Origin of the sequence: Sphingopyxis sp. HIX, from assembly GCF_001468285.1 — a bacterium.
GTDB lineage: Bacteria > Pseudomonadota > Alphaproteobacteria > Sphingomonadales > Sphingomonadaceae > Sphingopyxis.
The window spans coordinates 1-11682 of the sequence record NZ_LNSB01000075.1; the positions used below are offsets into that span (position 1 = coordinate 1).

Here is an 11682-nt window from a genome sequence, read left to right on the forward strand (position 1 = left end):
CTCCACCACCCTGCGGGTGGTCCCCCTCCCCACGGCTTCGCCGCAGGGAGGATTAGAATGACCGCTCCCGCCCGCATCCGGCCGACCACGACTACCGGAACGTCGCCATGCCCGCCCCGTCGATCGCCAACCTCTGCCCCGAGCAATAGGGGTTGGCGTCGCTGACGAACCACAGCACCGCGGCGGCGACGTCGCTCGGTTCGGCGACGCGGCCGAAGGGCATCTTCGCCGCGAGATGGTGGATGTCGTCCTGGCCGGTGATCGCGCGCGACAGGCGTTCGCCCATGTCGCTGACGGTCAGCGCGGGGGCGACGATGTTGACGCGGACGCCGTGTTTGAGCTCCTCCTTGGCGAGCGCGATGGCGAGCGCTTCGCCCGCGACCTTGCCCATCGTATAGGGCGCGCTGAAGGGGGCGTGCTGGGTGGCGGCGATGCTGGAGATGACGATCACGTCGCTGCGCTTGTGCTGGCGGAGTTGCGGCAGGCAGAGGCGCGACAGGCGGTGCGGGCCGACCGCGTGGACCGCGAGCAGTTTCTCGACCTCTTCCGCGTCGGTGTCGGCGACGCCGCGGCCGCGGCTGGCGATGCCGGCGTTGTTGATCAGGATCGACAGCGGGCCGAAGTCGGCCTCGATGCCCGCGACCATCGCGGCGCAGGCGTCCTCGTCGGTGACCGAGGCCTGGTACGCTTTCGCCTTGCGGCCCAGCGCCTGGATCGCGGCGACGGTTTCGGCGGCGGCGCCCTCGTCGCGCGTGTAGTTGACCGCGATGTCGGCGCCCGCCCCGGCGAGCGCCAGCGCGATGCCGCGGCCGATGCCGCGCGAGGCGCCGGTGACGAGCGCGGTGCGCCCCGCAAGGTTCATCTCGGCCATGTCTCTCTCCCTATTGTGTCAGCTCGGTCTGGATTTCCTGCACGCTGCGCTTCGCGGCGTTTTGCCATTGCGGCGCGGTCTTGCGGTTGAGGACCTGGCCGCGCGCGTCGAGGATCGCGATGGTGGGCGTGCCCTTGATCTTCTTGAAGCCGAAGCGCGCGGGCACCTCGGGGTTCTTGCCCTGGCCGACCTGCGGCATGCCGATGTCGACGAAGACGATGTGGTAGCGCGGCGCGAGGGTCGCGGCGAGGTCGGCGCTGGTCACCGCGTTGGCGAACCAGGCGCTGTCGTGGCAGTCGTTCGAGCCCATCACGAGCAGCACGCGCTTGCCCGACCGGCGCGCTTCGGCGAGCGCGGCGTCGACCGCGGCCATCGCGTCGGCATCGGGATCGAAAGCGGTGGTTTCATAGGGCTCGGCGACGCCGGGGATGCTGCGGAGCGGCGCGTCTTCGCTTGCTGCGACCGGCGTCAGCGGGAGCAGCAGGGCGACGAAGGCGAGGGCGATCTGGCGCGTCATGGCGCGACGATAGGTTTTGCATGACGTTTCCGTCAACGTCAGTTAGCCTCGCCCCCATGAGCTGGAAAAAAGAAGTCGAGGAACTCGGGCAGCGCCGCGCGATGGCCGAGAAGATGGGCGGCGAGGAAAAGGTCGCGCGCCAGCATGGGCGCGGCAAGATGGACGCGCGGGCGCGGCTCGCGGCGATCGTCGATCCGGGGAGCTTTCGCGAGATCGGCAAGATCGCCGGCCGAGGCAGCTATGGGCCCGACGGCGAACTCGAGGATTTGGCGGCGTCGAACTTCATCTTCGGGCGCGCCAATATCGACGGGCGGCCGGTGGTCGCGAGCGCCGACGATTTCACCGTGCGCGGCGGCGCGGCCGATGCGGCGCTGCATCGGAAATTCGTCCAGTGCGAGGCGATGGCGCATGAATATCGCCTGCCGCTGATCCGCATGATCGACGGCACCGGTGGCGGCGGGTCGGTCAAGACGCTGGAGGATATGGGCTATACCTATATCCCCGCGGTGCCAGGCTGGGACCGGATTATCGCCAATCTCGACACCGTGCCGGTTGTGGCGCTCGCGCTGGGGCCGACCGCGGGGCTGGGGGCGGCGCGGGTGGTGGCGAGCCATTACAGCATCATGGTGCGCGGGCTGTCGCAGCTGTTCGCGGCGGGGCCAGCGGTCGCGGCGGCGATCGGCGATACGTTGGACCGCGAGGAGCTCGGCGGTGTCGATGTGCACACGCGCAACGGCGTGGTCGACGACGAGGTGGCGAGCGAGGCCGAGGCGTTCGCAGCGGCGCGGCGGTTTTTGTCGTACCTGCCCTCGTCGATCCACGAGCGTGCGGCGCGCACCGAAAACCGCGATCCGGTCGGTCGGCGCGAGGAGAGCCTGCTGTCGGTGGTGCCGCGCGAGGCGAAGCAGGTCTACTCGATGCGGCGCATCGCCAATGCGGTGTTCGATGCGGGGTCGTTCTTCGAAATGGGCGCGCGTTGGGGGCGGGCGGTGATCACCGCCTTTGCGCGATTGGATGGCTGGCCGGTCGCGGTGCTGGCGAGCGATCCCAGCTACCTCGGCGGGTCGTGGGACGCGAAGACGAGCGAAAAGGCCGAGCGCTTCGTGAAGCTGGCCGACCAGTTCCGGCTGCCGATCGTGCATCTGGTCGACAACCCCGGCTTCATGATCGGCGGCGAGGCCGAACGGACGGGGACGATCCGTTACGGCGTGCAGGCGATGAACGCGATCTACCGCGCGACGGTGCCACTGGCGTCGGTGGTGGTGCGGCGCGCCTATGGCATCGCGGGGAGCGCGATGTCGAACGCCGAGCGCTTCCAGTACCGCTTCGCCTGGCCGTCGGGCGACTGGGGCAGCCTGCCGATCGAGGGCGGCGTCGAGGTCGCGTACAAGAGCGAGCTCGAGGCGGCCGAGGACCCGGCGGCGCATCTGGAGGCGATCCGCGAGCGGCTCAACCGCGTCCGCTCGCCGTTCCGCACGGCGGAGAAATATGGGGTCGAGGACATCATCGACCCGCGCGATACGCGGCCTTTGCTGTGCGAGTTTGCGGAGCTGGCGTGGCGGGTGCTCGCGCCTTAATTTTCGAGATTCTCCCGGAACCGCCGGCTACCGCGCAGGACGTCGCCGCTTTCCATTTCGACGTCGAAGTCGCCGCTCCTGTGGGTGACGACGCGGCGCACCGCGTCCTGGCGGACCAGCCGGCTGCGGTGGATGCGCACGAAACCGATGCCCGCGAGTTCGGTCTCGATCGCGGTGAGCGTGGCGCGATGCAGCAGGCGCTGGCCGCGCCAGGCTATTTCGACATAATTGCCCGCGGCGGCGATATGTTCGATCTCGGCCAGCGGCAGGTGGTGGGTGACCGACCCGTCGCCGACCGCGAGGATTTGCGGTGCGGTCGCCGGGGCAACCACCGGCGCCGCCGCATAGCGCGCAACGAGCCACTGGATCAGGAAGACCGTCAGCACCAGCTCGACATAGGTCGCGACATCCTTGCGCATTTCATAGGCGATCGGGGTGCCGTCGGGAGAGCGGAATTCATATTGATCGCCCATCACCCACCAGGCGATCATGCGGAATGCGACCATCAGCGCGATATGGCCGAAGGACAGCGGGATGATGAGCAGCAGGTGGAGCACCGTCGCCCACAGCCAGCCGAAGCGCGGCGGGCGGATCGCGCGCACCGCATACCAGCAGGGGATGAGCATGATCATCCATGCCGCGAGGCTCGTGCCTTCATAGAGCCAGGCATAGGTCGGGTTGACCTGATCGCCGAGCGCGCTGCGGTCGGCGATATAGGAATAGACGTTCGACGTGATGCGGATCAGCCCGCGGATCACCAGCGCGCCGAGCAGCAGCCAGGTCAGCGTGCGGGCGCTGAAGCGGTTCGTCCCCACCTTGCCGCCGCCTGTCCCAGACCCCGCGATTTCCGTCACATCCGCTCCGCAATTCGTCCCGCGGCGATCGTCGGGCCGCGCCCCCGTCGATTAGCGGCATCGGCACCCACCGGCAAAGGAGATTCGGCGCGATGAGCACGGCACGACATTATGGCATGGACTGGCTGCGGATCGGCGCCTTTGCGCTGCTGATCTTCTATCACATCGGCATGTATTTCGTGCCCTGGGGTTGGCATGTGAAGATCGCTCAGCCGCTCGAATGGGTGGAGATTCCGATGCTGGCGACGAACAGCTGGCGGCTGGCGTTGCTGTTCCTGGTGTCGGGTTATGCGAGCGCGGCCTTGTTCGCCAAGCTGGGCGGCAGCGGAGCGTTCGTGCGGTCGCGCAGCGCCCGGCTGCTGGTTCCGCTGCTGTTCGGCATATTGGTGATCATCCCGCCGCAGCCGTGGATCGAGCTGGTGAGCCAGCATGGCTATGCCAAGAGCCTCGGCGCCTTCTGGACCTCCGACTATTTCCATTTCGGGGTGCTCGACGGGATCGTGCTGCCGACCTATCAGCATCTGTGGTTCGTCGTGTATCTGTGGGTTTACACGATGCTGGCCGCCGCCGTGCTGGCATGGGTGCCCGTCGCGGTGCGGGCGAAGATTGCCGATGGCGCGGCGCGGTTGCTCGGCGGCTTCGGATTGCTGATTTTCCCGATGCTTTGGTGGATCCTGCTGTTCTTCGTTTTCGACGGGCATGAGGACACGCACGCGCTGATCGACGACGGTCCGGCGCATCTCCATTATCTGATGGCCTTCTTCATCGGCTGGCTGCTGCGGGTGCGGCCGGCGCTGTTCGCGGCCGTGGCGCGCTGGTGGCGCCTTGCCGCGATGCTTGGCGTCGCCGCTTTCGCGGCGGTGGCGACGATCCTCATCCTTTGGCAGCAGGGCCTTTATCCGCCCGACTGGGCGCGTTTGCCTTTCGATATCGCGCGGCTGGTGCAGGGCTGGGCGACGATCGTCGCGTTGATCGGGGTCGCCGATGCCTATGCGAACCGCGACCATCCCCGCCGCGCGATGCTCGCCGAGGCGGTCTTCCCTTTCTATATCATCCACCAGACGATCATCGTCGTCGTCGGTTGGTGGCTGTTGAAGGGACAGGTTGCCGCGTTGCCGTCTTTCCTGATCCTGGTCGCCGCGACGGTGACGGGATGCTGGCTTTTCTATTGGATCGGGCGCAGCATCGGCTGGCTGCGGCCGCTGATCGGACTGCAGCGCCGATAGGGGAGAGCGAAAATGGGCGCAATAAAGGGCCTGATGGCGGTGGTCGGGGTCGCGGCGATCCTGATGGGCGGGCTGTGGATCTTGCAGGGACTCGACATCGTGCGCTGGCCGGCGAGCAGCTTCATGCTGGGCGACACGACCTGGACGCGCAACGGCACCGTGCTCGCGGTGGTCGGGGTCGTGCTGATCTGGTTCGCGCGCAAAAGGCCGGCCTGAGCTATCGACTACAAACGTAGTTGATCTGTATTGTAACTCTGATACACCTCCAACCGAACCGGGTTTGGATTGGAGACCGAGATGATTCGTCCTCAGCACCTTTTGCCGCTGCTGCTCGCCGCGGCGATGCCGCTTGCCGTCACGCCCGCTCACGCCGAAGAGGCGGCAGCAGCGCCCGAGGTAAAGGGCGATGCCGTCGCCGAAGCCTATGCCGCGCTGCTGGCGCGCGACTATGTCTATCCCGAGACCGGCCAGCGCTATGCCGAGGCGATCCGCGCGGCGATCAAGGCCGGGCGCTATGCCGCGCTGACCGGCGACGCGCTGGGCACGGCGATCGACGCCGATGTCCACGCGGTGTCGCCCGACGGCCATTTGCGCCTTCGCGCACCCGAGGGTGCGGCGGCGGCGCCTGCGCCAGGCGGCGCGCCGCCGATGCGCCGCGCGCCGCGTGTGCCGGTCGAGCAGGCGGGCTGGATCGCGCCGGGCATCGCCTTCGTCCGCTTCAACGTTTTTCCGATGGATGGCGAGGTAACCGCCGCGGCGGCGAAGTTCATGGCCGACCATGCCGATGCGAAAGCGATCATCTTCGACATCCGCACGCACGGCGGCGGCGGGCTCGACCAGATGGACGTCATCTTTCCCTGGCTGTTTGCGGAGCCGACGCGGCTGGTGACGATGGCGACACGCGCCTCGGTCGACGCGCAGGGCGGATCGCCGATCGACGGCATCGCGTCGATGCGCAAGGTCGCGGGCGACCCCGGCATGGTCGCGCGCGAGCATTGGGCGACGCCGAACGCCGATACGCGGCTGCGCGACGCCAAAATCTATGTGCTGACATCGGGCGGGACGGCGTCGGCGGCCGAGCATTTTTCGCTCGCGATGAAGCATACGGGGCGCGGGACGCTGGTCGGCGATCCGACCGCGGGCGCCAATCATTTCGGGCGCGGCGAGGAACTGGGCGGCGGCTATTCGGCGTTCATCCCGGTCGGGCGCACCTATGATCCCAAGACCGGCAAGGATTGGGAAAGCGTAGGCGTGCTGCCCGATATCGCCGTGCCGCCGGCGCAGGCGCTCGAACGTGTGCTGACCGACCTCGGCATCGATGCCGCCGAGGCGAAGCGCCTGTCCGATGCGCATATGCCGACCGCGCCGATGGAACGGCGGAAGCCGCGCGGGGCCAAACCCGCAGGCTAGAGCAGCTTGCGCCGGCAAGACGCGCCATCACGCCGGTCGCATTTTCGCGCTCGGCGACACCGGTCGATTGTGACCGCGCGCGGGGCATCGAGCCCATGACGCCGGTGCCGCTTGCCTCGCCGTTCGTCCGTTGGTCGCTTCCATTAGTGTATTGGTAGAATAATACGCCTGCGCGCGAGGTCCGTGCCCTATCGCTGCATCCAATCGCGCATCTGCCGGCGTCTAGTCGCCGTCAACTGCCGCCAAAAGGGAGGAATATCATGACGCGTCAGGCACTGCTCCGGAATACCAGTTTTCTTTTCGCCGCCCTCGGCCTCGCCGTCGCGGGCACCGCGCTCGTCGTGCCGTTGCAGCCCGCGCTGGCGCAGGTCGCCGCGGTCGAGGCGGGCCGCCCCGCCACCGACAAGGCGCAGGATGCCAGCCGCAAGCCCGGGATGATGGTCAAGTTCGCGCGCATCAAGCGCGGCGACACCGTCGTCGAGATCCTGCCCGGCGAGGGCTATTTCACCCGCATCTTCTCGAACGCGGTCGGGCCGAAGGGCAAGGTCTATGCGACCGAATTGCGCGATCCTGCGGGCGCGCAGGCGATCGCCGCCGAACCCGGGCGCGGCAATGTCGAGGCTTATGCGGGCAAGGCCGGCGACATCGCGCCTGCCGGGGTTGCCGACGTCGTCTGGACCTCGCGCAACTATCACGACCTGAAGGGACCCAAGGCCCCGGCCGACGCGGCGGAGCAGGTCAACAAGGCGGCTTTCGCGGCGTTGAAGCCCGGCGGCTATTATATCGTGCTCGACCATAGCGCCGCGGCGGGATCGGGGCTGCGCGACGTCGATACGCTGCACCGGATCGACGCCGAGGCGGTCAAGGCCGAAGTGCTGGCGGCAGGCTTCGTGCTCGAGGGCGAAAGCCCGATGCTGATCAACAAGGCCGATGCGCGCACGCTGCCGGTGTTCGACGATGCGATCAAGGGCAAGACCGACCAGTTCGTGCTGCGGTTCCGCAAGCCCGGCTGACCGGCAGGGCCCCTCCCGAAAGGGAGGGGCCCTACAGGCCTGCCAGTTTCGTCAGCGCGTCGCCGTCGACGCGCATCACGGTCCATTCGTCCATCAGCTTCGCGCCCAGGCTCTGGTAGAAGCCGATCGACGGCGTGTTCCAGTCGAGCACCCACCATTCGAGCCGCGCGCAGTCGCGTTCCTTGCACAGCTTTGCCAGATGCGCGAGCAGCGCCTTGCCCAGCCCCGATCCGCGCGCGGCGGGGCGGACGAACAGATCCTCGAGATAGATGCCCGGCTTGCCCTCGAAGGTCGAGAAATTGTGGAAGAAGAGCGCAAAGCCCTGCGGCGCGCCGTCGATCTCGCCGATCACGACCTCGGCATAGGGGCGGGTGCCGAAGAGGCGGTCGCCGAGTGTCGCCTCGTCGAAGCGGACCTCGTGCGCGAGCTTCTCATAGTCGGCGAGGTCGCGGATGAACTGCGCGATCAGGGGCAGGTCGGCGAGGGTGGCGGGGCGGATCGAGACGGTCATGGCGGGGAGGCTTTCGCTTTGGCTTTGGCTATCATGGCGGCAGCGGCCTCGCGGGCTGCCCGATCGAAGGGCGAGCCATCGCCGGGAACAGGCTGGGTGGCCAGCTCGGTGAGCGACGATGACGTGGCGACCGGCGCGGCGATTTCGGCGACATCGCCGAGGGGCGCGTAAGCGGTCCATCCGCGCGGGGGGTCGATGCCGGTAGCACGCCGGTAGCGGGCATGCTCGCACGCGATTTGCTCGTCAGCGAGGTCGCCGTGCGACAGATCGACGGGCGCGTCGCCGAAGCGCGCGCAGGCTTGCGCATAGGCCTCGGCGTCGGTCGTCAGCCTTGCGATGTCGGCCGACAGGCGTGCCTTGGCGCGGTTGGCGCAGGCGGCGGTGAGAACCGGGTCGCGGTCGGCTTCAGTGGTTTTGGTACAGCGCTGCTCGAGCGCCGGCAGGTCCGCCTGCAACGCGGCTACCGCGGCCTCGGTCCGCTCGGCTTCGGCGAGCAGGCAGCCGAGGTCGGTATCAAGATCGGCGGCGCGGGCGGCTCCGGCCGCTGGGCCTTGGCACAGGACGGCGAAAGCGCGATCATCGGCAATCAGTTGCCGCGCGAGGTGATCGACGAGGAGGACGCCGAAGCTGCTACAGGCTTCCTTCAAGCTGTCGTCGAGCTGCTCCCACGGCGTCGCAAGGCATCGCTCAGCCGTGGTGCCGTCATAGGCGGCGGAAGGCGCGGAGGCGGCGAGCAGCAGGGCGGCGAGCGATGCGATCATGGCAGGGGATTCGGTTCCATGCCGCGCCCGATGCGCCCGCGTGCCGCGAGAATGGCGAGCGCGGCGATGACGAGCGCGGGCTGGCCGATGACGGCGGAGGCGTCGGCCCAGAAGGTCGCGGGGCCGCAGATGCCCGCCATGACTTCATAGATGTGGAGGAGGCCGTGGAGCGCGAGCCACAGCCCGCCGACCAGCGCGGCGCGCCAGCGGCGGGCGGGGGCGAGCGCGGCGTAGAACAGGATCGCACCGCTGCCGAGATAGGCGAGGCCGATATCGCGGATGAAATGCTGGTTCGGAGGGCCGGTGGTGACGACGGTGGGGACGAAGACATACCAGTCGAGCGGCTTGACCAGCATGAAGGCGCCATTGGCGATGGTGGTGACCGCCGCGACGAGCAGGAGGAGCTGGACGAGGCGGTCGAGCGCGTCGGGCTTGCTGTCGGTCATCGGGCGATACTCCGGTGGAAGCGGTCGTAGGCGGTGAACAGGGCGGCGCCGACCGACGAGGCCATCAGCCCGACGACGATGCTGTCGAAGGCCATCAGCGCCCAGACGGCGGCGCCGGGCGCGCCGAGGGCCCATTTGTGGTTGAGGCCGTGGAGGAGGAAGAGCGGTCCGAAGAGGATCGGGAGCAGCAGCGCGAGCAGCAGGATCCACGGCCAGCTGCGGACGGCCAGCGCCTTCAGCGGAGTTGCGCGGTCCCCGAACAGCCCCGCGATCATCACGAAGAGGAAGGGAAAGGACAGCAGGCTGGCGAGGATGACGAGGGCGATCGGCGCCTTGTTGCCGGTCAGCGGCTGGGCCAGTTCGGCGAGCGAGCCGATCGCCATGAACAGGATGAAGCCGAGCAGCAGGCGTCCCCAGGCGATGCGGCGGATATCGTACCAGCGCTCGCCATGCGCGCGGCACCACCAGAAGCGCGCCGAGGCAAGGAAAGCGAGCGACAGGCCCGCGATCTTCACATAGCCGAAGCCCATGCGCAGCGGGTCGGCCGAGCGCGCGCGGAAGCTGTCGGCGCTGGCGAACATGCCGAGGTGGATTTCGGCGACATGCTGCGCGAATTCGGGGATCACGACGAGCGCGACGACGGCCGGGCCGAGCCAGAAGAGGCTGACCGTGCGGGTCAGATACTCGCCGAGGGCGGCGAGGATGGTGAGGAAGAAGGCGGCGAGGCGGGCCGGGGCCGGCTGCTCGTCGCGCGATGCTTGCTGGCTGTCGATGTTCACGATCCCCTCCGCAACCCCATGAATCCCGTAGCTAGCGCCGGCCGTCGCCGATGCCGGTGATCTTCCCGACCTCGAGTTCGTCGATGCGCAATTTGCGGATGTGCGCCTTGCCGATTTTCAGCCGGCCGATGGCGAGCGCGCCGACGGCAAAGGCGCCCAGTGCGAAGGCGCCGACGGCGAGTGCGGCGATATGGCCCGTGCCGAGGGCTGCGGCGCCGGTTGCGGTAGCACCGGTGGCGGTCGCTTTTCGCGCGACCGGGGGCTCGACGACGATGGCGGTCTTCGCCTTCACGCGGCCTTGCCGTGGAGCGTGTCCATGCTCACCGCGCTGCCCGCCTCGATCTCGGCGGCCTTGGCTTCGACGAGCTTCACGACATGGGCGATCATGTCGGCGTCGGCGACATGGTGATCGGTGACGCCCGACAGATAGACCATATGCTTGCCGTTGCCGCCGCCGGTGATGCCGATGTCGGTCTCGCGCGCCTCGCCGGGGCCGTTGACGACGCAGCCGAGGACCGAGAGCGACATCGGGGTCTTGATGTGACCGAGCGCCTCCTCGAGCGCCTGGACGGTGCGGATGACGTCGAAGCCCTGGCGCGCGCAGCTGGGGCAGGAGACGACGCGGACGCCGCGGGTGCGGAGGCCCAGCGATTTCAGGATCTCGTAGCCGACGCGGATCTCTTCTTCGGGTTCGGCCGAGAGGCTGACGCGGATCGTGTCGCCGATCCCGGCCCAGAGGAGGTTGCCGATGCCGAGCGCCGACTTGACGGTGCCGCCGATCAGCCCGCCCGCCTCGGTGATGCCGAGGTGGAGCGGGCAGTCGACCGCTTCGGCGAGCTGCATGTACGACGCGACGGCGAGGAAGACGTCGCTCGCCTTCACCGCGACCTTATATTCGTGGAAGTCGTGGTCCTGGAGCAGCTTGATATGGTCGAGTGCGCTTTCGGTCAGCGCCTCGGGGCACGGCTCGCCATATTTTTCGAGCAGGTCCTTTTCGAGGCTGCCGGCGTTGACGCCGATGCGGATCGCGCAGCCATTGGCCTTGGCGGCACGCACGACCTCGCCGACGCGCTCCGACGAGCCGATGTTGCCGGGGTTGATGCGCAGGCATGCGGCGCCGGCGTCGGCGGCTTCGAGCGCGCGCTTATAGTGGAAATGGATGTCGGCGATGATGGGGATGCGCGCGGCGCGGACGATCTTCCCCAGCGCGGCGGTCGAATCGGTGTCGGGGCACGAGACGCGGATCAGGTCGGCGCCGGCTTCCTCGCAGCGGCGGATCTGGTCGATCGTCGCGACCGGGTCGCTGGTCAGCGTGTTGGTCATCGTCTGGACGCTGATCGGCGCGCCGCCGCCGACGGGGACGTTGCCGACCATGATGCGGCGCGATTCGCGCCGCGCAATGTCGCGCCAGGGGCGCAGGCCGGGGTTGTGGTCGCTCATCGCTTCGTCCTTGGGAGAGGGTGAGCGTCCTTTAGAGCAGGAATGGCGCGGGATGAAGTGTTTTGGGGCAGGGTGGGTGCAGCGCGGAAGTTGACGAAGTTGACGCCCCATCGCGCGCGGGAACAAGGGGTTAGCCGCGACCGCGGTCGGAGCATGGCGCTGCGGATGGACGTATCGGTCATCGAGCAGGGTAGATCATGGCGGGATTTATTAGGAAAGCGGTTTTTTCGGAGGGGCGGGTTTCGGGCGGGAGCGGTCATCTTAATCCTCCCTGTCG

The 11682-nt window shown here is 68.1% G+C and carries 14 protein-coding genes; 5 read left to right on the forward strand and 9 right to left on the reverse strand.

Annotated features, from left to right (window positions below):
* Positions 1-91 precede the first annotated feature (91 nt).
* Both ATE62_RS22150 and ATE62_RS22155 read right to left on the reverse strand, forming a co-directional pair.
* Positions 92-871: an SDR family NAD(P)-dependent oxidoreductase gene (locus ATE62_RS22150; RefSeq protein ID WP_058810500.1), complete on the reverse strand. Its 780-nt coding sequence runs from the start codon at positions 869-871 to the stop codon at positions 92-94.
* Between the two features lie 10 nt (positions 872-881).
* Positions 882-1388 carry a thioredoxin family protein gene (locus ATE62_RS22155; protein WP_058810499.1) on the reverse strand — a complete coding sequence of 169 codons (507 nt, stop codon included), beginning with the start codon at positions 1386-1388 and terminating at the stop codon, positions 882-884.
* Positions 1389-1444: 56 nt separating this feature from the next.
* Between ATE62_RS22155 and ATE62_RS22160 the strand changes: the two genes are divergently transcribed.
* A complete protein-coding gene (locus ATE62_RS22160; RefSeq protein ID WP_058810498.1) occupies positions 1445-2965 on the forward strand; it encodes an acyl-CoA carboxylase subunit beta in 1521 nt (506 codons plus the stop codon).
* On the opposite strand, the gene ATE62_RS22165 is transcribed toward ATE62_RS22160, so the two are convergent.
* Complete coding sequence (locus ATE62_RS22165) at positions 2962-3780, reverse strand: LytTR family DNA-binding domain-containing protein (RefSeq protein ID WP_058810497.1); 819 nt, start codon at positions 3778-3780, stop codon at positions 2962-2964. The genes ATE62_RS22160 and ATE62_RS22165 overlap by 4 nt on opposite strands.
* Positions 3781-3911: 131 nt before the next feature.
* Here ATE62_RS22165 and ATE62_RS22170 point away from each other — a divergent pair, with 131 nt between their 5' ends.
* The 4 genes from ATE62_RS22170 to ATE62_RS22185 all read left to right on the forward strand — a co-directional run bounded on the left by ATE62_RS22170 (position 3912) and on the right by ATE62_RS22185 (position 7468).
* Positions 3912-5045 carry an acyltransferase family protein gene (locus ATE62_RS22170; protein WP_058810496.1) on the forward strand — a complete coding sequence of 378 codons (1134 nt, stop codon included), beginning with the start codon at positions 3912-3914 and terminating at the stop codon, positions 5043-5045.
* A 12-nt stretch (positions 5046-5057) separates the two neighbouring features.
* The gene (locus ATE62_RS22175) at positions 5058-5261 is read left to right on the forward strand and encodes a hypothetical protein (protein WP_058810495.1); all 204 of its coding nucleotides are present in this window, start codon (positions 5058-5060) and stop codon (positions 5259-5261) included.
* Positions 5262-5342: 81 nt separating this feature from the next.
* On the forward strand, positions 5343-6455 hold the full coding sequence (locus ATE62_RS22180; protein WP_082662981.1) for a S41 family peptidase: 1113 nt from the start codon (positions 5343-5345) through the stop codon (positions 6453-6455).
* A gap of 260 nt (positions 6456-6715) precedes the next feature.
* On the forward strand, positions 6716-7468 hold the full coding sequence (locus ATE62_RS22185) for a class I SAM-dependent methyltransferase (protein ID WP_082662982.1): 753 nt from the start codon (positions 6716-6718) through the stop codon (positions 7466-7468).
* Between the two features lie 31 nt (positions 7469-7499).
* Here ATE62_RS22185 and ATE62_RS22190 read toward each other — a convergent pair whose 3' ends face one another.
* The 6 genes from ATE62_RS22190 to ispG are packed head-to-tail and all read right to left on the reverse strand — an operon-like array spanning position 7500 to position 11405.
* Positions 7500-7979 carry a GNAT family N-acetyltransferase gene (locus ATE62_RS22190; RefSeq protein WP_058810493.1) on the reverse strand — a complete coding sequence of 160 codons (480 nt, stop codon included), beginning with the start codon at positions 7977-7979 and terminating at the stop codon, positions 7500-7502.
* On the reverse strand, positions 7976-8740 hold the full coding sequence (locus tag ATE62_RS22195; protein ID WP_058810492.1) for a hypothetical protein: 765 nt from the start codon (positions 8738-8740) through the stop codon (positions 7976-7978). The genes ATE62_RS22190 and ATE62_RS22195 overlap by 4 nt, the downstream gene beginning before the upstream one ends.
* The gene (locus ATE62_RS22200) at positions 8737-9186 is read right to left on the reverse strand and encodes a hypothetical protein (RefSeq protein ID WP_058810491.1); all 450 of its coding nucleotides are present in this window, start codon (positions 9184-9186) and stop codon (positions 8737-8739) included. Before ATE62_RS22200 ends, ATE62_RS22195 begins: the two co-directional genes overlap by 4 nt.
* The gene (locus tag ATE62_RS22205) at positions 9183-9965 is read right to left on the reverse strand and encodes a hypothetical protein (RefSeq protein WP_058810490.1); all 783 of its coding nucleotides are present in this window, start codon (positions 9963-9965) and stop codon (positions 9183-9185) included. The genes ATE62_RS22200 and ATE62_RS22205 overlap by 4 nt, the downstream gene beginning before the upstream one ends.
* A gap of 31 nt (positions 9966-9996) precedes the next feature.
* Positions 9997-10257: a hypothetical protein gene (locus ATE62_RS22210; RefSeq protein ID WP_231736383.1), complete on the reverse strand. Its 261-nt coding sequence runs from the start codon at positions 10255-10257 to the stop codon at positions 9997-9999.
* Positions 10254-11405, reverse strand: a complete 1152-nt coding sequence (gene ispG / locus ATE62_RS22215) for a flavodoxin-dependent (E)-4-hydroxy-3-methylbut-2-enyl-diphosphate synthase (protein WP_058810489.1) — start codon at positions 11403-11405, stop codon at positions 10254-10256. Before ispG ends, ATE62_RS22210 begins: the two co-directional genes overlap by 4 nt.
* Between the last annotated feature and the right edge of the window lie 277 nt (positions 11406-11682).

Coding starts and splice junctions, on each gene's coding strand:
- ATE62_RS22175 (WP_058810495.1), top strand. CDS start 5,058: ATGGGCGCAATAAAGGGCCTGATGGCGGTGGTCGGGGTCGCGGCGATC.
- ATE62_RS22150 (WP_058810500.1), bottom strand. CDS start 871: ATGGCCGAGATGAACCTTGCGGGGCGCACCGCGCTCGTCACCGGCGCC.
- ispG (WP_058810489.1), bottom strand. CDS start 11,405: ATGAGCGACCACAACCCCGGCCTGCGCCCCTGGCGCGACATTGCGCGG.
- ATE62_RS22155 (WP_058810499.1), bottom strand. CDS start 1,388: ATGACGCGCCAGATCGCCCTCGCCTTCGTCGCCCTGCTGCTCCCGCTG.
- ATE62_RS22160 (WP_058810498.1), top strand. CDS start 1,445: ATGAGCTGGAAAAAAGAAGTCGAGGAACTCGGGCAGCGCCGCGCGATG.
- ATE62_RS22185 (WP_082662982.1), top strand. CDS start 6,716: ATGACGCGTCAGGCACTGCTCCGGAATACCAGTTTTCTTTTCGCCGCC.
- ATE62_RS22200 (WP_058810491.1), bottom strand. CDS start 9,186: ATGACCGACAGCAAGCCCGACGCGCTCGACCGCCTCGTCCAGCTCCTC.
- ATE62_RS22190 (WP_058810493.1), bottom strand. CDS start 7,979: ATGACCGTCTCGATCCGCCCCGCCACCCTCGCCGACCTGCCCCTGATC.
- ATE62_RS22170 (WP_058810496.1), top strand. CDS start 3,912: ATGAGCACGGCACGACATTATGGCATGGACTGGCTGCGGATCGGCGCC.
- ATE62_RS22195 (WP_058810492.1), bottom strand. CDS start 8,740: ATGATCGCATCGCTCGCCGCCCTGCTGCTCGCCGCCTCCGCGCCTTCC.
- ATE62_RS22180 (WP_082662981.1), top strand. CDS start 5,343: ATGATTCGTCCTCAGCACCTTTTGCCGCTGCTGCTCGCCGCGGCGATG.